Origin of the sequence: Stenotrophomonas sp. CASM101 (assembly GCF_049384845.1) — a bacterium.
GTDB lineage: Bacteria > Pseudomonadota > Gammaproteobacteria > Xanthomonadales > Xanthomonadaceae > Stenotrophomonas > Stenotrophomonas hibiscicola.
Window position 1 is genome coordinate 215,855 of sequence record NZ_JBMRFR010000006.1, and the last position, 20,534, is coordinate 236,388.

The window sequence follows — 20,534 nt, forward strand, 5'->3', positions numbered from 1 at the left end:
TGACCCCGTGTCGCAGGACATCGCTTGTCCTGCGCCGACATTGGAATCGTTTCCATTCTGGCCTGCACGCCGGCGCAACGGGCGGCGGGGCTATACTTGTGTTTTTCCCGCACCCGCCACAGGAAGTACATGAGCATCGAACAGCTGGCTGAAACCGCCCAGGCCATGGTTGCCCCGGGCAAGGGCATCATCGCGATCGACGAATCCACCGCTACCATCGCCAAGCGTTTCGCTGGCGTCGGTATCGAGAACACCGAGGAGAACCGTCGTGCCTACCGCGAACTGCTGCTGACCACGCCGAAGCTCAACGAGCACATCTCCGGCGCCATCCTGTTTGACGAAACCATCCGCCAGTCGACCAAGGACGGCGTGCCGTTCGCCAAGTACATGGCCGACCACGGCATGATTCCGGGCATCAAGGTGGACAAGGGCGCGCACCCGCTGGCCGGCTGCCCGGGCGAGCTGGTGACCGAAGGCCTGGATGGCCTGCGCGAGCGCCTGCAGGAGTACTACAAGCTGGGCGCGCGGTTTGCCAAGTGGCGTGCTGTGATCAACATCGGCGAGAGCATCCCGTCGGGTACCTGCATCGAGTCCAACGCCCATGCGCTGGCCCGCTACGCAGCGCTGTGCCAGGAATGCGGCCTGGTGCCGATGGTCGAGCCAGAAGTGATCATGGACGGCGACCACGACATCGAGACCTGCTACGAAGTCACCGAAGCGACCCTGCGTTCGCTGTTCGACGCCCTGTACCAGCAGAACGTGCTGCTGGAAGGCACCATCCTGAAGGCTTCGATGGTCATCTCGGGCAAGGACTGTGAAGAGCAGGCCGACGTCGAGGAAGTGGCCGAGTCGACCGTGATGTGCCTGAAGAGCACCGTGCCGGCCATCCTGCCGGGCGTGGTGTTCCTGTCCGGTGGCCAGAGCGACGAGCAGTCCACCGAGCACCTGAACGCGATGAACCAGCTGGGCAACCTGCCGTGGCCGCTGAGCTTCTCCTACGGCCGTGCCATGCAGCAGGCCGCGCTGAAGCTGTGGGCCAAGGACATGAAGGGCAACTACGCTGCTGCCCAGAAGACCGTGTACGAGCGCGCCAGGGACAATGGCCTGGCCGCGCTGGGCAAGTGGAACGGGTGATCGGTCCCATCGCTGGATGAACAAGGCAGCGCCGGCATCACGCCGGCGTTTGCTTTTGCGGGTATCTTTTCCGCCCCCATGCGCCCGGCCGGTGCGTGGGAACCACATGGAAGGCCAAGGAGAAACAACATGCGTTTGGCAGCAATCACAATGGCCGTAGCCACGGTCCTGGTCGCCGGCGGGTGCAACCGCATCGGTGGCGGCGGTGCCGAGGCAGGCAAGGCCGCGTCGCTCGATTTCGACAAGCCGGTCTCCGGCGAGATCACCTCGCGCAGCGGCATCAACTTCAATGACGGCAGCCATCACCAGCTCTACCAGATCAAGCTGGAAGACAGGGATCTGGTCGGCCTGAAGCTCACTGGTGCCCTCAGCGGCTCGATTGCGGTGTTCAACAACGGCAGCCTGGTATCCACCAGCAACACAGGCTATGAGCGCGAGGGGGACGTCTCGCTGGCTTTCCGTGCCAACGGCAGTGGTACCTACCAGGTGGCAGTCAACGCCGATGGCCCGACCGCGTTCGGCCCTTATCGCCTTCGCGCCGAGAAGCTGAAGCCGTACGACGGCAAGCCGCTGGCGGGCAGTGGCGAGATCGTCGATATGCTGGCCAGCAACTCGCAGGACTACACGTTGCAGGTGGACAAGGCGGGCCTGTACGAGATCCGGCTGGTCTCGGACGCCTTCGACCCGGTGCTGAAGCTGTCCGGGCAGGGCGTGGATGCCGAGAATGACGACGGCGGGGACAGCACCAACTCGCGCCTGACCCTGTCGCTGAAGCCGGGCAAGTACACGCTGACCGCGCGTGGCCTCGGCGACGGCGTCAGTGGCATGTTCACCTTGTCGGCCAATCGGATCGAGCTGCCGGGCAACCTGGTCGATCGCGATGGCACCGCACTGCCGAAGTCCGGCAGCGTGTACACGATGCTCGATAACGATGGCGTCCGCCGCTTCCTGCTGACGCTGGACCGTCCGACCAATGTGCGGCTGGATGCAATCTCCGGCCAGGTCGATACCGTGCTGCGCGTGGTTGGCGGCGATGTCGAACTGACCGACGATGACGGTGGCAACGATACCAACGCACGCCTGGAAGAAGCGTTGCCTGCCGGTCATTACACCGTCGAGGTGTCCAGCCTCAGCAACGGCGCGGGCATGGTGGAAGTGCGTGTGCAGGTGGACGGCGCCAGCGCCGATGGGGCTGCTGCTTCGGCGGCAAGTGCCGCTGCCGACGCGGCCGCTGCTGCGGCCGATGATGCCGCCGCGGTGGAAGCTGCCAGCCGTTGAGCGTGTTCCACACTCCGTGGGAGTGTGGACAACGGCGCAACAGGAAAGGCCGGGCAATGCCCGGCCTTTTCCTTGACGCTGACCGCCGGATTCAGTGCGCGGCGGCGAAGCCCGCATCACCCAGCGGCGACAGCATCGAGCCGCGCGGTTCGCCGTCTGCGCCTTGCCCGGCGGCGCTCAACGCTTGCTGGTACGCCTTGGCCGTCGCGGTATTGAACGCCACCAGCACGATGCGCATCGGCTGCGCATGGCTGCGCTGCCAGGCCAGTGTCTCGGTCACGGCGATCTGCGCCGCCTGGTACAGCGGATAGCCATACACACCGCAGCTGATCGCCGGGAAGGCGATCGACTGCACCCCCAGCGACTCGGCCAGCTGCAGCGATTTCCAGTAGCAGTTGGCGAGCAATGCCGGCTCGTCGCGCTGGCCGTCGTGCCAGACCGGGCCCACCGTGTGCAGTACATGCCGTGCCGGCAAGGCGTAAGCGCCGGTAGCACGCACTTCGCCGGTCGGGCAACGCACGCCGGGGCGCAGCTCGGGCAACCGCTCGCACTCGGCCCGCAATGCGGGGCCGGCCGCACGATGGATCGCGCCGTCCACACCACCCCCGCCGAGCAATGTTTCGTTGGCCGCGTTGACGATCGCATCCACCGCCAGGGTCGTGATGTCACCCTGCCAAACTTCGATCTTCATGCGTCCGTCTCCTGCCTGTGAGGTGTTCCGCGCAGCCTCTGCGCCGGCTGTACCCCACGGTAGGGGACAGGGCATCGATACTGCGTCATGACCGTCTCACGTGCTGCGATCCGACGGCCTTCACGCACGATGGCGGTCGTTGCCTTCACGCAGGCTGAAGCGGTCACGGATTCGCGGCAGGCGGTGGCGCCAGGCAATGCCCGGCGGCTTGCGTCATGGCAGGCCAGCCAGCCAGTCGTCGTCGGAACCCTCGTTCACATCGGCGAACAGCGGCGTGGAGAAATAGCGTTCACCGGTGTCCGGCAGCATCGCCAGGATCACCGAGCCCGGCTCAGCGCGGGCTGCCACGTCCAGCGCGCTGGCCACGGTGGCGCCGGCGGAGATGCCGACGAAGATCCCTTCCTCCGCCGCCAGTCGGCGCGCGGTGGCGATGGCGCGGTCGTCCTCTACCGACACCAGTTCATCCACCACATCGCGGTTGAGCACGTCCGGCACGAAATCCGGGGTCCAGCCCTGGATCTTGTGCGGTTTCCAATCATCGCCCTTGAGCAGGGCGGCGCCGGCGGGTTCGGTAGCAATGACGCGGGTCTGCGGGCGCGCGACCTTCAACACTTCGCCCACGCCGGTGAGCGTGCCGCCGGTGCCCCAGCCACTGACGAAGTAATCCAGCCGCTTGCCGGCGAAGTCGCGCAGGATCTCGGCGGCCGTGGTGTTGCGGTGATAAGCCGGATTGGCCGGGTTGGCGAACTGGCTGGCCAGGAACCAGCCATGCTGCTCGGCCAGTTCGCGCGCCTTGCGCACCATGCCGCTGCCACGCTCGGCGGCCGGGGTCAGGATTACCTTCGCGCCATAGGCGCGCATCAGTTTGCGACGCTCCACCGAAAAGGTCTCGACCATCGTGGCCACGAATTTGTAGCCGCGCGCGGCAGCGACCATCGCCAGCGCCACGCCGGTGTTGCCCGAGGTGGCCTCCACGATCGTGTCGCCTGGCTTGAGCAGGCCACGCGCTTCGGCGTCGAGGATGATTGCCAGCGCCAGGCGGTCCTTGACCGAGCCGCCCGGATTGAATGACTCGACCTTGGCGTAGACGCTGACCTGTGGCGGTGCCAGGCGCTGCAGCTTGACGATGGGGGTGTTGCCGACGGTATCGAGGATGGACTCGTACAGGGCCATGGAAGCGCTCCGGAAACGGGGCCGCGCCGGGCTTCGGCGGGCAAAGGGGAGGGCTGGCTGTTCAGGCCAGCGGCTGCCGGCTGACCGTAGCGCCGGCATATGACGCCCGGAAATGACCAGATACCTTTCTTAAACAACCTTTGGTTATAAGCTGGTGACGGCAATTGACCCTAGAGTGGACCTCCGCCCCACGCCGCCTGCCTCCCATGACGCTGACCCAGCTGCGCTACCTGGTTGCCATTGCCGATGCCGAGCTGAACATCACGCTCGCTGCCTCGCGCGTGCACGCCACCCAGCCCGGCCTGTCCAAGCAGCTCAAGCAGCTGGAAGACGAGCTCGGCTTTCTGTTGTTCGTGCGCAAGGGCCGCAGCCTGGAGTCGGTCACCCCAGCCGGCACCGAGGTCATCGCCCGCGCCCGCGCGGTGCTGGCTGAGGCCAACAACATCCGCACCTACGCGGCAAACCAGCGTCGCGAGAGCCAGGGTCAGCTGATCCTGACCACCACGCACACCCAGGCGCGCTTCGTGCTGCCGCCGGCGGTGGCGGCGATCAAGCAGGCCTACCCGCAGGTCAGCGTGCACCTGCAGCAGGCCGGTGAAGCCGACGCGCTGGACCGCTTGAACCAGGGTGATGCCGATATTGCGATCATCAGCACCGCAGGCGGTGAGCCCACCGATGGCATCGCAGTGCCGCTGTTCCGGTGGCGGCGCCTGGTGGTGGTGCCCAAGGGCCATCCGCTGGACCGCGCCGGCCGCGCACCGGACCTGGCCGCGCTGGCCCGCCAGCCATTGATCAGCTACGAATCCTCGACCCGACCGAACTCATCCCTGCAACGCGCCTTCGCCGCCAATGGGCTGGTGCCCGATCTGGCACTGACCGCGCTGGATGCGGACCTGATCAAGACCTACGTGCGCACGGGTCTTGGCGTAGGCCTGCTGGCCGAGATGGCGGTCAGTTCCAACGATGAAGACCTGCGTTCGTGGCCGGCCCCGGACCCGATCGCCGAGTGCATCGCCTGGGCGGTGTTGCCGCGCGACCGGGTGCTGCGTGATTACGCGCTGGAACTGGTGCACGTGCTGGCACCGCAGATTGATCCGCGTGACCTGCGCAGGGTGCTGGATGGCAACCAGGCGGCGGCGTGGCCGGTGCCACCGACGTGGGAGTCACTGACCCAGACCATCACGGTGTGAGGGGTTGGTCGAGCAGGGCTTGCAGCCCTGCACCCGCCGAATCAATGGCAACAGCCGAAGCAACAGCAACAGCTGGCTTCCGTGGGGGGCGGGGCGGTGTGGGCAGGCAGGACACGCCGTAAACCCATCCCTGGGGGCTCGATGGCGCCATCCATGGCGCCAACGGTCCTGCCTGCCCACACCGCCCCACCTCTGACAGATTTAGATGGCTGTTGGTAGGTGTCGACCTTGGTCGACACGGTAGATCCACGCCATGCGTGGATGAATCTCCATCGAAATCGAATATTTCGAATTGAAATCGAAAAGCATCCACGCATGGCGTGGATCTACTGCAGATCGCGGAGATCTGTCGAAGGCGGGATGGGTCCGGTTGCGGGAGTGTCCGCGGCATGGATGCCGCGGCCAAGCCCCCATGGATGGGTTTACGGCGTCTCCCGCAACCGGACCCACCCCGCCTACCCTCAGGAAACCGCTTTTGCTGTTGCTTCGGCTCTTGCCGTGGTCCGCAGCAGCTGCAGGGCTGCAAGCCCTGCCGATAAACTCCCTCCTGCGACGGTTCGTCGCACAGGGCAACCCTGGACCCGCCTCTACACTAGCGCGGTGACCCGCCTGTCCCGCCCGCAGCGCCTTCTGCTCCAGCTCGCCGTCCTGGCGACGCTGCTGATGGTGCTTGCGCCGCTGGTCAGCCGCGCGCTGCAGGCGCCGCCGATGGACCACACCGCAATGGCGGGCATGGACCACGCCGCCATGGGCCATGGCATGCACGACATGACCATGGCCGGGCACGACCCGCATGGCGCTTCGCAGGCAGCACCCAACCGCCCAGCCGACCCCCACGCCATGCATGGCGAAGTCTGCGAATACTGCGTGCTGGCCATGCGCCTGCTGCCGTGGCTGGCGGTGCTGGTGCTGCAGTTGCCGCTCCTGTGGCGGCCGCGCCTGGTGTTCCCGTGGTCGCAACAGGTGCTGCCGGCACTGCGCTGGCCGGCGCATGCCGCACGTGGACCACCACGCTCCTCCATCGTCCGCTGATGTCCCTATCGAATCTGCCGCACGACGCCTGACCGGGCGCCGTGCGCGCGTGCGTACCTTGGAGCTGTTCCGATGAAAATGACTTCCCGCCCCGCGGGCGCCTGCGCGCGCCTGCCGGTTGCCCTTGGCCTGGCCGTGGCCGCGTCACTGGCCCACGCTGCGCCTGCTGAAGAAGCGCGCACCCTCGACACGATGGTGGTCACTGCCGCCGCGCCTTCGTCGCCACTGCACTGGGTGACCGATCCGCGCCTGCCGCGGCAGCCGGTCCCCGCCAGTGATGGCGCCGATTACCTGAAGACCGTGCCTGGCTTCTCCGCCATCCGCAACGGCGGCACCAACGGTGACCCGGTGCTGCGCGGCATGTTCGGTTCGCGGCTGAACATCCTCAGCAACGATGGCAACCTGATCGGTGCCTGCCCGTCGCGCATGGACAATCCGCTTTCCTATATCGCGCCGGAGAGCTTCGACCGGCTGACCATCATCAAGGGCCCGCAGAGCGTGCGCTGGGGCGCAGGTGCCTCGGCCGGCACCATCCGTTTCGAACGCGATACGCCGCGCTTCGAGGAACCCGGCCTGCGTGCCGATGCCAGTGGACTGGTCGGCTCGCGCAACCGCAACGACCAGGTGCTGGACCTGACGCTGGGCAATCCGGCCGGTTACGTGCGTGCCAGCGGCAATCGCTCGGAAGCGGACGACTACAAGGATGGTCATGGTGACGTGGTGCCGTCGAAGTGGCGCAAGTGGAACGGCGACGTGGCCATCGGCTGGACGCCAGACGCCGATACGCTGCTGGAAATCTCCGCCGGTGCCGGCGATGCTATCGCGCGCTATGCCGGGCGTGGCATGGACGGCGCCGCGTTCGAGCGCACCAGCTACGCGGCACGCTTCGAGAAGCGCAACCTGCCGGGCGCGTGGGAAACGTTGCAGGCCAACGTGTACTACAACGAAGCCGACCATGTGATGGACAACTACACGCTGCGCACGCCGAATCCCAACAGCATGATGCCCATGCCGATGGCTTCGAATGTGGACCGCCGAACCCAGGGCGGCCGGGCCAGTTCCGAGTGGCGCTGGCAGGAGGTGCAGCTGGTGGCCGGTGTGGACGGTGAGGACAGCCGCCACCGTGGCCGCAACGGCATGGGCCGCGGTACTTACCGCCAGGCCGCGTGGCAGACCGATGCGAACTTCCACCGCTATGGCGTGTTCACCGAGTTGACCCTGGGTGCCGGCACGGACCAGCGCTGGATCAGTGGCCTGCGCATCGACCGTGCCAGCGCCCGCGATGAGCGGCAATCGATCGGCGGCATGATGGGCAACCGGCCCAATCCCAGCGCCGGGCAGACGCGCAAGGAATGGCTCGGCAGCGGGTTCCTGCGCTACGAGCAGGACCTTGCCGACGGCCTGACCTGGTACGCCGGCCTCGGCCACAGTGAACGCATGCCCGACTACTGGGAACTGTTCTCGCCCGATCATGGCCCGTCGGGCGCAGTGAACGCGTTCACCGGCGTGCAGCCCGAGCGCACCACCCAGCTCGACGTGGGCCTGCAGTTCAAGGGACCGCGCGTACAGGCGTGGGTTTCGGCGTACGCCGGGCAGATCCAGGACTACATCCTGTTCACCTACCATGGCAGCGGCATGATGGGCATGAGCCAGGCCAACAACGTCGATGCGCGCATCGCCGGTGCCGAAGCCGGGCTGGAAGTGAGCCTGGCTGCGCAGTGGAAGCTGGGTGGCACGCTGGCCTATGCCTGGGGCGAGAACCGCGACCAGCAGCGTCCGCTGCCGCAGATGCCGCCGTTGGAAGCGCGCCTGAGCGCGAACTGGGAAGGCCAGCGCTGGAGCGCCGGTGCGCTGCTGCGCGCGGTGACCCACCAGCATCGTGTCGCAGATGGCCAGGGTACTGTGGTCGCGCAGGACCTGGGGCCGAGTGCCGGCTTCGCTACCTTCGCGCTCAATGCCGCTTACCGCTTCAGTTCGCAGCTGCAGCTCAGTGCGGGCGTCGACAATCTGTTCGACCGCGCCTACAGCGAGCACCTGAACCTGGCCGGCAGCGCCGACTTCGGCTTCCCGGCCGACCCGGTGCGCATCAACGAGCCCGGGCGCAGCCTGTGGATGAAGGTGAACTACCGGTACTGATCGGCCGGGTAAAAAAAACGGGGCCGGATCCCCGCCAGGATCCGTCCCCGCCCGACGCCCTCTGTCGGGCAGCTTCGACTCTACGATGACAACGCCTGCGGCGCACGGCGGGATACACCTCGACACATGCCGACACCGCTGCTGCGAGCCTTGCACGGAACAGGTTCACGGCGCTATCGCGCCGCCGGTGCCACGCCAGTAAACGCTTGGCACATATCGCTTCCACGGGTGCTTGCCTACACTCGGCGGCCGTGGATCTATCAGGACCGTTCATGTTGGCTCGCATTGCTTCGACCCTGGCCCTTGGCCTCAGCCTGGCCCTTCTGGCCGGGTGCGGGGGCAAACAGGAGGCCGCCGCCCGTCGGCAGGGCGAAGCGGTGCCGGTGACCGCGCAGGTCGTGCAGTCCTCGCAGTGGAATGACACGCTGCAGGCGCTGGGCACGGCCAAGGCGCGCGAGTCCATCAGCGTGACGGCCAAGGTCAGCGAAATCGTCGAGAAGGTGCACTTTGAAAGTGGCCAGCAGGTGGCCGCCGGTGCGCCGATCGTGACCCTGCGCGGGCAGGCCCAGGAGGCCGCGCTGGTGCAGGCGCAGGCCACCTTCCACGAAGCCGACCAGCTGTACAGGCGCCAGCGCGAGCTGGCCTCCCAGCGGCTGGTGTCCAGCGCCACGCTGGATACGCAGAAGTCGATCCGCGATGCGGCCGAGGCGCGCGTGATGCAGATGCAGGCCGATATCGGTGACCGCCGCGTGCGCGCGCCGTTCGCTGGCGTGCTCGGCATCCGCCAGGTCAGCCCCGGCTCGCTGGTGACCCCGACCACGGTCATCGCCACGCTCGATGACATCGAGCACATGCACGTCGATTTCCAGGTGCCGGAAGTAGAACTGGCTGCGCTGGGCGTCGGTGACAAGGTCAGCGCCACCAGCGTGGCGTGGCCGGGCCGCACCTTCGAGGGTGAGGTCAGCACCATCGATGCGCGCATCGATCCGGTCACCCGTGCGGTGACCGTGCGCGCCGACTTCGCCAACGGCGATCATGCGCTGCGCCCGGGCATGCTGCTGGACGTGCGGCTGTTCCGCCCCGAGCGCCCGGCGCTGGTGGTCCCGGAAATCGCCGTGGTGCAGGTCGGCCGCGATACCTTCGTGTACCGCGTCAAGGCCGACGACAGCGTCGAGCGCGTGGACGTGGTCACCGGTGCGCGCCGCGCCGGCGTGGTCGAGATCAAGCAGGGGCTGGAAGCGGGCCAGCGCATCGTGGTTGATGGCACCGGCAAGCTGCGCCCGGGCCTGAAGGTCGCGGCCAGGGATGCGGCACCGGCCAGCGGCGCGAAACCGGATGCCGCGCCGGCACCGGCCGCGGCCGAGGGGCACGGCGGATGAAACTGTCCGACATCTCCATCCAGCGGCCGGTGTTCGCCGTGGTGATGAGCCTGCTGCTGCTGGTGCTGGGCGTGATGTCCTTCACCCGCCTGACCCTGCGCGAGCTGCCTGCCATCGACCCGCCCATTGTTTCGGTGTCGGTGGATTACACCGGTGCCTCGGCGGCGGTCATCGAAAGCCGCATCACCCAGGTGCTGGAAGATGCGCTGGCCGGCATCGAAGGCATCGATACGATCAACGCGCGCAGCACCAACGGCCGCTCGCAGGTCAGCATCGAGTTCACCTCCAACCGCGATATCGAAGCGGCGGCCAACGACGTGCGCGATGCGGTCAGCCGCGTCGCCGACCGCATGCCGGAAGAAGCGCGGCCGCCGGAAATCGCCAAGGTCGAAAGCGATGCCGACCCGATCATCTGGTTCAACATGGTCTCTTCGACCATGGACACGCTGGAACTGAGCGATTACGCCGACCGCTATGTGGTCGACCGCTTCTCCAGCCTCGACGGCGTGGCCCAGGTCCGCATCGGCGGCCGCCAGCGCTATGCGATGCGCATCTGGCTGGACCGCGACCAGCTGGCCGCACGTGGGCTGACCACCGGCGACGTGGAAACCGCACTGCGCAACGAGAACGTGGAACTGCCGGCCGGCCGCATCGAGTCGACCGACCGTGATTTCACCCTGCGCGTGGAGCGCAACTACATCAAGCCCGAGGATTTCGCCACCATCCCGCTGGGCAAGGGCCGCGACGGCTACGTGGTGCGCATGGGCGACGTGGCGAAGATCGAACTGGCCTCGGCCGAGCGCCGCGCCTACTACCGCAGTAACGGCGAGCCGGGCATCGGCCTGGGTATCGTCAAGACCTCCACCGCCAACTCGCTGGACGTGGCGCGCACCGCGCGCGCTGAAGCCGAGCGGGTTGCACTGACCCTGCCCAAGGGCACGCAGATCTTTGTTGCGTTCGACAACACCACCTTCATCGAAGCCGCCGTTGACCGCGTCTACGCCACGCTGGTGGAGGCAATGATCCTGGTGCTGGCGGTGATCTGGCTGTTCCTCGGCAGCTTCCGTGCCGCACTGATTCCGGCGGTGACCGTGCCGGTCTGCCTGGTGGCCGCGTTCATCGCACTGTACGCGTTCGACTTCTCGATCAACCTGCTGACCCTGTTGGCACTGGTGCTGTGCATCGGCCTGGTGGTGGACGATGCGATCGTGGTGGTGGAAAACGTGCAGCGCCGCATCGACCTGGGCGAGCCCCCACTGGTGGCCTCCAAGCGCGGTACCACGCAGGTTGCCTTCGCGGTGATCGCCACCACCGCCGTGCTGGTGGCGGTGTTCCTGCCGGTCGGTTTCCTGGAAGGCAATACCGGGCGCCTGTTCCGCGAGCTGGCGGTGGCGCTGGCGGCAGCGGTGGCGCTGTCCGCATTCGTAGCGCTGACGCTGACGCCGATGATGGCGTCCAAGCTGCTCAAGCCGCACACAGGGCAGGCACCACGTGGCCTGCATGGCTTCATCAACCGCAATCTGGAGCGCCTGGCCTCGGGCTATGGCCGCGTGCTCGACCACCATGTCGACCGCACCTGGATCTACCTGCTGGTGATGGTGGCCGCACTGGCTGCCAGCTGGGGCCTGCTCAAGCTGCTGCCGTCGGAACTGGCGCCGGCCGAAGACCGCGGTTCGTTCCAGATCATGATCGACGGCCCGGAAGGCGCCGGCTACGACTACACCGTGCAGCAGGTGCAGCAGGTAGAAGCGCTGCTGGCGCCGCATGTCGGCCCGGACAAGCCGATCGTGCGCGCCAACCCGCGCGTGCCGGGCGGCTGGGGTGCCAGCGAGGAGATGCACACCGGCCGCGTCAGCATCTTCCTGCAGCCGTGGCGCCAGCGCAGCGAGGGGACGCCTGAAGTGGCCGACGCGCTGCAGAAAGAACTGGACACCATCCGCGGCGTGCGCGTGCGCACGCAGGTGGGCGGTGGCCTGGTGCGCAGTGGCGGGCAGCCGTTCCAGATCGTGCTGGGCGGCCCCGAATATGCCGAGATCGCGCAGTGGCGCGACCGCATCCTGCTGCGCATGGCCGACAATCCCGGCCTGGTCGGCCCCGACTCGGACTACAAGGAAACCCGGCCGCAGATGCGGGTGAACATCGACCGCCAGCGCGCGGCCGACCTCGGCGTGCCGGTCACCGCGATCGGATCGGCGCTGGAAACCATGATGGGTTCGCGCCGCGTCACCACCTTCGTCGACAACGGCGAGGAGTACGACGTGCTGGTGCAGGCCGGGCGCGATGGCCGTGCCAGCCCGGCCGACCTGGCCGCGATCCGCGTGCGTGCCACCTCCGGCGAGCTGGTGCCGCTGTCCAACCTGGTCACGCTGAGCGAAGTGGCCGAGGCCGGAACCCTGAACCGCTTCAACCGACTGCGCTCGATCACCATCAGTGCCGGCCTGGCGCCAGGCTATCCGTTGGGCGAGGCCATTGCCTGGGCACAGAACGTGGCCCGGGAAGAGCTGCCGCAGTACGCACAGGTGAACTGGAAGGGTGAGTCGCGTGAGTACCAGAGTGCCGGCGGTGCGGTGCTGCTGACCTTCGCGATGGCCCTGCTGGTGGTGTACCTGGTGCTGGCCGCGCAGTTCGAAAGCTTCATCCACCCGCTCACCATCATGCTGACCGTGCCGCTGGGTGTGCTCGGTGCGCTGGTCGGCCTGTGGGTGAGTAGCGGCACGGTGAACCTGTTCAGCCAGATCGGCATCGTGATGCTGGTTGGCCTGGCCGCGAAGAACGGCATCCTCATCGTCGAATTCGCCAACCAGCTGCGCGATGACGGGCGCACGGTGCGCGAGGCGATCATCGAATCGGCGATGGTGCGCCTGCGCCCGATCCTGATGACCTCGATCGCCACCGTGGTCGGCGCGATCCCGCTGGTGGTGGCCGGTGGCCCCGGCTCGGCCAGCCGTGGCACGATCGGCATCGTGATCATCTTCGGCGTAACCCTTTCGACCTTCCTGTCGCTGTTCGTGGTGCCGGCGTTCTACGCACGGCTGGCCCCGTACACCCGCTCGCCGGAAGCGGTGAAGCGCGAGCTGGAGAAGCAGGAAGCGGAATCACCGTCGGTGGGTGGCCATGCCTGACCCGACCACCGTGCTGCGAGGTGAAGGCTTCCAATTGCGTCCCTGGCGCCCGGATGATCTGGAATCGCTGCTGCACCACGCCAACGACGCCGAGGTGTCGCGGGGCCTGCGTGATCGCTTTCCGTACCCGTACACGCGCGGGGATGGCGAGGCCTTCCTCGCCGGCCGCGTGCTGGCTCCCGGCACCCTGAACCTGGCCATCGAGATCGACGGCCAGGCCTGCGGCAGCGTCGGTGCCCAGCAGGGCGTGGCCGAGCGTGGGCATACCGCCGAACTGGGTTACTGGCTGGGCCGGGCCTACTGGGGCCAGGGCCTGATGACCCGGGTGGTCGGTGTGTTTGCGCCTTGGGTGATGGACGAGCTGCGCCTGTTCAGGCTGCAGGCCACGGTAGTCGACTTCAACCTCGGCTCGGCGCGGGTGCTGGAGAAGAACGGCTTCCAGGAAGAGGGCGTGGAGCGCTGCGCGGTCTACAAGCGCGGCGTGCTGCACGACCTGCGCCGCTTCGCCCGGGTACGCACGCAGCTGCCCTGAACGCGCGGGCTGGCCGCTGTAGCGCCGAGCCCATGCTCGGCTGATCCCGGCGCCCAAGCCGGGCATGGACTCGGCGCTACAAGACAGCGCTACCGCAGCGGCCTTCGATCAGGGAGAATCGACCGGTCCCCTCCAGCCGACGGGACGTCCTTACAACCCGCCGACTGGAGAGAGCGCGCGTGGAAGCAACCGTACACTTCATCAACAGCATCATCTGGAGCAAGGCACTGATCTTCGTGTGCCTGGGCGCCGGCCTGTTCTTCAGCCTGCGCACGCGCTTCATGCAGATCCGCGGCTTCTTCGAGATGTGCCGCCTCACCGTCAGGGGTGAGAAATCCGACGCCGGCGTGTCCTCGTTCCAGGCCCTGGCCATGTCGATGGCCGGCCGCATGGGCATCGGCAACATCGCCGGCGTGGCCACGGCCATCGCCTTCGGCGGCCCCGGTGCGATCTTCTGGATGTGGGTGATGGGCTTCCTTGGCGCGTCCACCTCGTACGTGGAATGCACCCTGGCGCAGATCTACAAGACCAAGGACGCCGAAGGCCGCTACCGCGGTGGCCCGGCGTACTACATCGAAAAGGCCATGGGCCTGAAGTGGTATGCGCTGGCCTTCGCCATCGCCACGATCATCGCCGCAGGCTTCCTGATGCCGGGCGTGCAGGCCAACGCCATCGCCGACAGCATCATCAACGCCTGCCGTGGCACCGCGCTGTGCGGTCCGCTCGATGGCCAGGCCTTCGGCATGGAATCGGTGCAGGCGCTGAAGCTGGGGATCGGCATCGTGGTGGCGCTGCTGCTGGGCGTGGTGATCTTCGGTGGCGTCAAACGCATCGCCAACTTCGCCGAAGTGGTGGTGCCGTTCATGGCTGCCGGCTTCATCCTGATGGCCATCGTCATCATGATCATCAACTACGACCGCGTGCCGGAAATGTTCGGCATCATCTTCAAGAGTGCCTTCGGCACGCATGCCGCATTCGGCGCGATGATGGGCCTGGCGGTGGAGTGGGGCATCAAGCGCGGCATCTACGCCAACGAAGCCGGCCAGGGTTCGGGCCCGCATGCAGCGGCCGCCTCGGAAGTCTCGCACCCGGCCAAGCAGGGCTATGTGCAGGCGTTCGCCATCTACTTCGACACCATGATGGTGTGCACCGCCACCGCGTTCCTGATCCTGGCCAGCGGCACCTACAACGTGTACTCGCCGGCAGGTGCCAGCGCACCGCCGATCTTCCAGGGCCTGGCCGGCATTCCCGAAGGCGCCGGTTACGCCCAGGCCGGCGTGGAAGCGGTGCTGCCGGGCTGGGGTTCGGCATTCGTGTCCATCGCCATCTTCTTCTTCGCCTTCACCACCATCATGGCGTACTACTACATGGCCGAGACCAACCTCAGCTATGTAAACCACAACAGGAAGCGCCCGCTGACGGTGCTGGTGCTGCGCCTGGGCATCATCGGCATGGTGGTGTTCGGCGCGTTCCACAATGCCACCCTGGCCTGGGCGCTGGGCGACATCGGCGTGGGCCTGATGGCCTGGCTGAACATCATTGCCATCCTCATCATCCAGAAGCCGGCGATGCTGGCCCTGCGTGACTACGAACGACAGAAGAAGCTGGGCCTGGATCCGGTGTTCGACCCTGATGCCCTGGGCATCAAGAACGCCGATTTCTGGCGCCAGCGCAAGCAGGAGAGTGTGTAAGTGAACAACCCTTGGAACAACCGCCGCCCGTCCGCCCGTCCGCCGCGCGCAACGCCGTTGCCGCGCCCGGAGGTGCCGGCCACGGGCGGTGGTGGGCGCGGTGGCAGCGATGAACTGCGTCTGTACGGCTTGAATGCCGTGCTGGCTGCGTTCGAAGCGCGGCCGCAGGCGCTGCGCAAGCTGTACCTGCTGGAAGCACGCATTCCGCGCCTGCAGCCGTTGTTGAAGTGGTGCGTGGCCAACCGCGTGGGCTACCGCGTGGTCGAGGATGGCGATCTGAACAAGCTGGCCGGCACCACCCATCACGAAGGCGTGGTGGCCGACATGCTGCGCGCACCGGCACTGCCGCTGGCGCAGTGGCTGCAGCAGGTCGGTGACGGCCCGGCGCTGGCGCTGTGGCTGGATGGCGTGGGCAACCCGCACAACCTCGGCGCGATCCTGCGCTCGGCCGCGCACTTCGGTGCCAAGGCGCTGCTGTTGCCGGCCGGCAGCACGCTGGCCCTGTCCGGCGCCGCCGCGCGCGTGGCCGAAGGCGGCGCCGAAGCGGTGCCGCTGGTGCAGCTGCCGGAGACCGCTCAGGCAATGGCACAACTGCGCGCAGCCGGTTTCGGCCTGGCCGCGACCCTGGTCGAGGGCGGTGATGACGTGTTCCGCGCGTCCCTGCCAGACCGGCTGGTGTACGTGATGGGCGCCGAAGGCGAGGGCATGGACCGTGGCCTGGCGAGCCAGTGCGATCTGCAGGTCTCGATCCCCGGCAGCGGCGCGGTGGAAAGCCTGAATGTCGCTTCCGCCACGGCCGTGCTGCTGGCGCAGTGGGCGAGCCGCCGCGGCTGAGTGACGCCCGGTGGGTGCGAACCCTGGTTCGCACCGCTCGTGCCGCTGCGCTTGCCGGGCATTGGCCCGACGCTACCGATGCGGGATCTGACTTGGTGGGTGCGAACCTTGGTTCGCACCGCTCTTCCCGCCGCAAACGCCGGGCATGGCCCGGCGCTACCGCATCATTCGTTCGGCGGCGTGGTCGCCTTGGCCTCGCTGCCGAAGCTGCCATCGGCTTCCGCCGCCAGGTAGGCGAACACAGTGTAGGCGGCCACGTTCTGTGCCAGTGCCTTCGGGTCGATCTTGTCCAGCGTGTCGTCGGCGGTGTGGTGCAGGTGGAAGTAGTCCGAGCCGTCCTGCGCCAGCCACGCCCACGCACCGCCCTTGGCGGCCAGCGGGCCGACGTCCGGGCCCGGGCCACCCTTGTCGGCCTGGTACTCGATGCCCAGCGGCTTCATTACTTCGGCAATCTGCTTCGTCGCTTCGCGCGAGCCTTCCGGATTCGGCGAACCGGTATTGAAGGCGTAGATGCGGCCCGCGCCGAAGTCGCTCTCGGCGGCCAGCTGGTGCAGGGCCACGTCCTTCGCGTGCGCTTCGGCATAGGCCTTGCCGCCATACAGGCCCTGTTCCTCGTTGGCGAAGGCGATCACGCGGATGGTGCGCTTCGGTGCCTGCTTCAGCTGGCCGATCAGGTGGCCTGCGGCCATGGTGATGCCCACGCCCGCGCCGTCATCCACCGCGCCGGTGCCCAGGTCCCACGAATCCAGATGCCCGCCGATCACCACTACTTCCTTCGGCAGGCTGCGGCCGGTGATCTCGCCGATCACGTTGTACGAGGTCGCCGTACCATCCCAGCCGCAGTCCAGCGCCACCTTCACCGTGGTGCTGCCACGGGCCAGCAGGCGGGCCAGCTGGTCGGCATCGGGCACCGACAGTGCCGCAGACGGCACCGGGGTCAGGCCGTCATCGAAACGGGTGATGCCGGTGTGCGGCACGCGGTGCGAGTCGGTGCCGGCCGAACGCATCAGGAAACCGACCGCGCCCTTGCGGATCGCCTCGGATGGACCCTTGCTGCGGATCGCGCCGCCGCGGCCGTAGTCGCGGCCATCGCGGAACGGCAGCATCTGGTAATCGACGAAGGCGATCTTGCCCTTGAGCGATCCGGCCGGTGCGGCCTGCAGTGCGGCCAGGTCGGCGAAGCGCACCACTTCGGCTTCAACGGTGCCGCCCGGGCTGCCGCCCAGCGCAGTGATCTGCAGCGGCTGCGGATTTTTGCCGGTCACGGCAGCGTGTTCACTGCGGCGCTCCCACTTCGGGAAGGTCACCGGTTCCTTCCACACCTTGTCGAAGCCCAGTGCCTTGAACTTGGCTTCGGCCCAGGCCACGGCGCGGGCGTCAGCCTCGCTGCCGGCGATGCGCGGGCCGATCTCGGTGGTGAGCGATTCGACCACCTTCCAGCCGGTGTCATCGGCCAGGGCCTGGTCGCGCAGCTGTGCGGCGGTGGCCAGCGACGCCGGGGGCAGGGTAGTGGTGTGCGGCGCCGCGAAGGCCGGGGCGGCCAGCAGGGCGAGGGAGGATGCGATGGCAAGAACGCGGCGACGCATGGACAACTCCGGGAAGGGACCTAAGCCTTGGAGCTTAACAGTCGTTCAGCCCGGCGCATGGGCGGGAGGTCATGGCTGGCGCGGATGCTGTTTCCCGCCAGATGCAGCAAAGCGAAAGCCCCGCCGGGGCGGGGCTTTCGTGCAGTCGCGGTCGTGCCGGCCGCTGGCCGGCTCCCGCATGTCCCGATGTTGCCGGCCAGCGGCCGGCACTACCGTTCTGCGGCCTTATTTCTTCAGGCTGTCGCGGATCTCGCGCAGCAGCACCACTTCCTCGGCCGGTGCGGCTGGTGCAGCTTCCTTCTTGCGAGACAGGCGGTTGATCGCCTTGACCACGATGAAGATCGCGAAGGCCACGATCACGAACTGGATCAGGGTGTTGATGAAATCACCGTAGCCGATCACCACCGCCGGAATCTCCTTGCCGTCCGGGCCGATGCGGGCCGGCGACAGCGTCCACGCCAGCTGCGAGAAGTCCACCTTGCCGATCAGCAGGCCCAGCGGCGGCATGATGATCTTCTCGACCAGCGCCGTCACGATCTTGCCGAAGGCCGCGCCGATCACCACGCCGACGGCGAGGTCGATGACGTTGCCGCGCATGGCGAATTCCTTGAACTCGGTGAGCATTCCCATTGTTGTTTTTCTCCGGTGGGGAAGTGGACAGCGCGCAGGGTAGCGCAGGTGACGTCAGCCGGCGATCACGCCGTGGCGCTCGGCCACGTTTTCCAGGCGGGCACTGAAGCGGTCGCCGGGCTTCAGCGCAGCCACCCCGGACGGGGTGCCCATGAACACCAGGTCACCGGCACGCAGCTGCCACAGCTTGGACAGCTCATGCAGGATCTCCGGCACGTTCCAGATCATCTGGTCGAGCAGTGCCTGCTGGCGCACCTCGCCGTTGACCTCCAGCGACAGGTTCAGCGCAGCCAGGTCGCCGACTTCTTCGGCGTGCACGATTTCGCTGATCGGCGCGGAGGCATCGAACCCCTTCGCGGCATCCCAAGGATGGCCCTTGTCCTTGGCTGCGGCCTGCAGATCGCGGCGGGTCAGGTCCAGGCCGACGGCGTAGCCGTAGACCAGCGCATCGGCGTCGGCGACGGCCAGCTCGCCGGCGGGCGCATCGCGACCGATCGCCACCACCAGTTCCACTTCGTGGTGCAGGTTGGCGGTTGCTGGCGGATAGGGGATGGCATCGTCGTGGCCGACCACGATGGCGTCGGCCGGCTTGCTGAAGAACATCGGGCGGCCGCGGTCATCGGCCGCCGGCACCGCCGCGCCCATTTCGCGGGCGTGGTCGGCGAAGTTGCGGCCGACGCAGTAGATACGGTGCACGGGGAAGCTGCCGCCACCGGCTACCGGCACACGCGGCAGGGCTACGGCAGGGATCACATCGGAGACATCGGACATGCGGGCATCCAGGAAGGGCGTGCCCGCAGTCTAGAACGCATGGCGCCCGCCGTCAGCGGGCGCGGAAGGCCTGGATCAGCGCGAGGCCGGCAACACCGGCTTGCGCACCACGCGGTACTCGCCCTCGACCACGGTCGGGTCCACCGGACGCGCGGCGCCCGGCTTGCGCGAGGCCAGCAGCTTCCATGCCAGGCCAACCAGGATCATCGCGGCACCGACGAACACACCGATGAACACCATCGCGGCCAGGATCGCCAGGCCGAGCAGGCCCACGGCAACGCGCACCAACGGATGGCGCGGCTTGCGCGGCGCGAACAGGGTGCGGAACTGGTTGAAGGCGGATGCGCGATTGAACATGGCGGCTCGATAGGCTGGGATCAGCGAAAACAGAGTATCGGGACGCGCCACTGTCATTGAGTGAAAAACTCGTTAAATATAGCCTGTGCTTATTACGGATCAATGACTTGTGTTCATGTCACAGCCAGTCACCTGAGCAGGCATGCGACAATTCCGGTTTACCGTCCGAGCTTTCGCCATGACTATCGCTGCTGCCCTGATCGCCCTTGATGCCATTGCCGATGGCGCGTTTGCCGAGGTCGAAGCGGTGATCGATGGCGATGCCGAATCGCTGGTGCTGTACCGCGACGGCGCGCAGGTGCGCGCATTCCTGAACATCTGCCCGCACGCCGGCCGACGCCTGGACTGGGCCCCGGGCCAGTTCCTGAAGAGCCGCGAGGGCCACCTGGTGTGCGCCGCGCATGGCGCCTCGTTCACGCTGGACAGCGGCGACTGCATTGCCGGCCCGTGCAAGGGCGACCGCCTGCGTGCGGTGCCGGTGGACGTGCGCGACGGGCAGGTTTACCTGGCTTGAGGCAACCGGTGTGCGAACCAAGGTTCGCACCCACAGGCTCAATGGGTATCCACATCAATGGGTATCCAGAGATTCATCCACGCATGGCGTGGATCTACGGTGTCGACCAAGTCGACAGCTACCAGAGCGAGATCGGTGCCGACCAACGGTCGGCACCCACCACCAGCCGCGTGAAACTGTCGAAGGCGGGGTGGGTCCGGTTGCGGGGGTGTCCGCGGCATGGATGCCGCGGCCAAGCCCCCACGGTGAAGTGACCCCCGAGACTTGGACAGGGGTCAGGCGGCCGATTGGGCCTGTTGGGCCTGCTCCCGGTACTGTACCGGGCTCAGGCCCTTCAATTTCAATTTGATGCGCTCCTGGTTGTAGTACTGGATGTATTCCACCAGCCCCGCCTCCAGACTCTCGATGCTGTCAAAGCTGTTCAGGTAAAAGAGCTCCGACTTCAGCGTCCCAAAGAAGCTCTCCATCGCTGCATTGTCCAGGC

Annotated in this window: 18 protein-coding genes; 11 read left to right on the forward strand and 7 right to left on the reverse strand. The window is 67.1% G+C overall.

Features of this window, described 5'->3' with window-relative positions; all coding sequences use genetic code 11:
- The first annotated feature begins 129 nt into the window (after nucleotides 1-129).
- Nucleotides 130-1,134, forward strand: a complete 1,005-nt coding sequence (locus tag VG543_RS11705; RefSeq protein ID WP_019660018.1) for a class I fructose-bisphosphate aldolase — start codon at nucleotides 130-132, stop codon at nucleotides 1,132-1,134.
- A gap of 129 nt (nucleotides 1,135-1,263) precedes the next feature.
- Nucleotides 1,264-2,412 carry an ABC transporter substrate-binding protein gene (locus VG543_RS11710; protein ID WP_423178595.1) on the forward strand — a complete coding sequence of 383 codons (1,149 nt, stop codon included), beginning with the start codon at nucleotides 1,264-1,266 and terminating at the stop codon, nucleotides 2,410-2,412.
- Nucleotides 2,413-2,503: 91 nt separating this feature from the next.
- Here VG543_RS11710 and VG543_RS11715 read toward each other — a convergent pair whose 3' ends face one another.
- Together VG543_RS11715 and cysK are read right to left on the reverse strand one after the other, a co-directional pair.
- Nucleotides 2,504-3,103, reverse strand: a complete 600-nt coding sequence (locus VG543_RS11715) for an O-acetyl-ADP-ribose deacetylase (RefSeq protein ID WP_019660020.1) — start codon at nucleotides 3,101-3,103, stop codon at nucleotides 2,504-2,506.
- A 213-nt stretch (nucleotides 3,104-3,316) separates the two neighbouring features.
- Nucleotides 3,317-4,276 carry a cysteine synthase A gene (gene cysK, locus VG543_RS11720; RefSeq protein ID WP_164145483.1) on the reverse strand — a complete coding sequence of 320 codons (960 nt, stop codon included), beginning with the start codon at nucleotides 4,274-4,276 and terminating at the stop codon, nucleotides 3,317-3,319.
- A 206-nt stretch (nucleotides 4,277-4,482) separates the two neighbouring features.
- Here cysK and VG543_RS11725 point away from each other — a divergent pair, with 206 nt between their 5' ends.
- The 8 genes from VG543_RS11725 to VG543_RS11760 all read left to right on the forward strand — a co-directional run bounded on the left by VG543_RS11725 (nucleotide 4,483) and on the right by VG543_RS11760 (nucleotide 16,192).
- On the forward strand, nucleotides 4,483-5,466 hold the full coding sequence (locus VG543_RS11725; RefSeq protein ID WP_019660022.1) for a LysR family transcriptional regulator: 984 nt from the start codon (nucleotides 4,483-4,485) through the stop codon (nucleotides 5,464-5,466).
- Nucleotides 5,467-6,066: 600 nt separating this feature from the next.
- Nucleotides 6,067-6,498, forward strand: a complete 432-nt coding sequence (locus VG543_RS11730; RefSeq protein ID WP_134731273.1) for a DUF2946 domain-containing protein — start codon at nucleotides 6,067-6,069, stop codon at nucleotides 6,496-6,498.
- 72 nt (nucleotides 6,499-6,570) lie between these two features.
- Entirely contained in the window at nucleotides 6,571-8,634 is a 2,064-nt protein-coding gene (locus VG543_RS11735) for a TonB-dependent copper receptor (protein WP_423179228.1), read from the forward strand.
- A gap of 272 nt (nucleotides 8,635-8,906) precedes the next feature.
- Complete coding sequence (locus VG543_RS11740; RefSeq protein WP_312546212.1) at nucleotides 8,907-10,013, forward strand: efflux RND transporter periplasmic adaptor subunit; 1,107 nt, start codon at nucleotides 8,907-8,909, stop codon at nucleotides 10,011-10,013.
- Complete coding sequence (locus VG543_RS11745) at nucleotides 10,010-13,135, forward strand: efflux RND transporter permease subunit (RefSeq protein WP_019660196.1); 3,126 nt, start codon at nucleotides 10,010-10,012, stop codon at nucleotides 13,133-13,135. Before VG543_RS11740 ends, VG543_RS11745 begins: the two co-directional genes overlap by 4 nt.
- The gene (locus VG543_RS11750) at nucleotides 13,128-13,667 is read left to right on the forward strand and encodes a GNAT family N-acetyltransferase (protein WP_019660195.1); all 540 of its coding nucleotides are present in this window, start codon (nucleotides 13,128-13,130) and stop codon (nucleotides 13,665-13,667) included. The genes VG543_RS11745 and VG543_RS11750 overlap by 8 nt, the downstream gene beginning before the upstream one ends.
- 179 nt (nucleotides 13,668-13,846) lie before the next feature.
- Nucleotides 13,847-15,358: an alanine/glycine:cation symporter family protein gene (locus VG543_RS11755; protein ID WP_423179227.1), complete on the forward strand. Its 1,512-nt coding sequence runs from the start codon at nucleotides 13,847-13,849 to the stop codon at nucleotides 15,356-15,358.
- Entirely contained in the window at nucleotides 15,359-16,192 is an 834-nt protein-coding gene (locus tag VG543_RS11760) for a TrmH family RNA methyltransferase (protein WP_134731279.1), read from the forward strand.
- A 164-nt stretch (nucleotides 16,193-16,356) separates the two neighbouring features.
- Here VG543_RS11760 and VG543_RS11765 read toward each other — a convergent pair whose 3' ends face one another.
- The 4 genes from VG543_RS11765 to VG543_RS11780 all read right to left on the reverse strand — a co-directional run bounded on the left by VG543_RS11765 (nucleotide 16,357) and on the right by VG543_RS11780 (nucleotide 19,536).
- Nucleotides 16,357-17,778, reverse strand: a complete 1,422-nt coding sequence (locus tag VG543_RS11765) for a M28 family peptidase (protein ID WP_019660192.1) — start codon at nucleotides 17,776-17,778, stop codon at nucleotides 16,357-16,359.
- Nucleotides 17,779-18,003: 225 nt separating this feature from the next.
- Nucleotides 18,004-18,408, reverse strand: a complete 405-nt coding sequence (mscL, locus tag VG543_RS11770; protein WP_019660191.1) for a large-conductance mechanosensitive channel protein MscL — start codon at nucleotides 18,406-18,408, stop codon at nucleotides 18,004-18,006.
- Between the two features lie 54 nt (nucleotides 18,409-18,462).
- On the reverse strand, nucleotides 18,463-19,179 hold the full coding sequence (locus tag VG543_RS11775) for a fumarylacetoacetate hydrolase family protein (protein WP_019660190.1): 717 nt from the start codon (nucleotides 19,177-19,179) through the stop codon (nucleotides 18,463-18,465).
- Between the two features lie 75 nt (nucleotides 19,180-19,254).
- A complete protein-coding gene (locus VG543_RS11780; protein WP_019660189.1) occupies nucleotides 19,255-19,536 on the reverse strand; it encodes a hypothetical protein in 282 nt (93 codons plus the stop codon).
- A gap of 178 nt (nucleotides 19,537-19,714) precedes the next feature.
- Here VG543_RS11780 and VG543_RS11785 point away from each other — a divergent pair, with 178 nt between their 5' ends.
- A complete protein-coding gene (locus tag VG543_RS11785) occupies nucleotides 19,715-20,050 on the forward strand; it encodes a Rieske (2Fe-2S) protein (protein WP_019660188.1) in 336 nt (111 codons plus the stop codon).
- A gap of 275 nt (nucleotides 20,051-20,325) precedes the next feature.
- Here the strand turns inward: VG543_RS11785 and VG543_RS11790 are convergent.
- A partial coding sequence (locus VG543_RS11790) for an IS3 family transposase (RefSeq protein ID WP_423178968.1) occupies nucleotides 20,326-20,534 on the reverse strand: 209 nt, incomplete at its 5' end.

Coding starts and splice junctions, on each gene's coding strand:
- VG543_RS11705 (WP_019660018.1), top strand. CDS start 130: ATGAGCATCGAACAGCTGGCTGAAACCGCCCAGGCCATGGTTGCCCCG.
- VG543_RS11710 (WP_423178595.1), top strand. CDS start 1,264: ATGCGTTTGGCAGCAATCACAATGGCCGTAGCCACGGTCCTGGTCGCC.
- VG543_RS11715 (WP_019660020.1), bottom strand. CDS start 3,103: ATGAAGATCGAAGTTTGGCAGGGTGACATCACGACCCTGGCGGTGGAT.
- cysK (WP_164145483.1), bottom strand. CDS start 4,276: ATGGCCCTGTACGAGTCCATCCTCGATACCGTCGGCAACACCCCCATC.
- VG543_RS11725 (WP_019660022.1), top strand. CDS start 4,483: ATGACGCTGACCCAGCTGCGCTACCTGGTTGCCATTGCCGATGCCGAG.
- VG543_RS11735 (WP_423179228.1), top strand. CDS start 6,571: ATGAAAATGACTTCCCGCCCCGCGGGCGCCTGCGCGCGCCTGCCGGTT.
- VG543_RS11740 (WP_312546212.1), top strand. CDS start 8,907: ATGTTGGCTCGCATTGCTTCGACCCTGGCCCTTGGCCTCAGCCTGGCC.
- VG543_RS11745 (WP_019660196.1), top strand. CDS start 10,010: ATGAAACTGTCCGACATCTCCATCCAGCGGCCGGTGTTCGCCGTGGTG.
- VG543_RS11750 (WP_019660195.1), top strand. CDS start 13,128: ATGCCTGACCCGACCACCGTGCTGCGAGGTGAAGGCTTCCAATTGCGT.
- VG543_RS11765 (WP_019660192.1), bottom strand. CDS start 17,778: ATGCGTCGCCGCGTTCTTGCCATCGCATCCTCCCTCGCCCTGCTGGCC.
- mscL (WP_019660191.1), bottom strand. CDS start 18,408: ATGGGAATGCTCACCGAGTTCAAGGAATTCGCCATGCGCGGCAACGTC.
- VG543_RS11775 (WP_019660190.1), bottom strand. CDS start 19,179: ATGTCCGATGTCTCCGATGTGATCCCTGCCGTAGCCCTGCCGCGTGTG.
- VG543_RS11780 (WP_019660189.1), bottom strand. CDS start 19,536: ATGTTCAATCGCGCATCCGCCTTCAACCAGTTCCGCACCCTGTTCGCG.
- VG543_RS11785 (WP_019660188.1), top strand. CDS start 19,715: ATGACTATCGCTGCTGCCCTGATCGCCCTTGATGCCATTGCCGATGGC.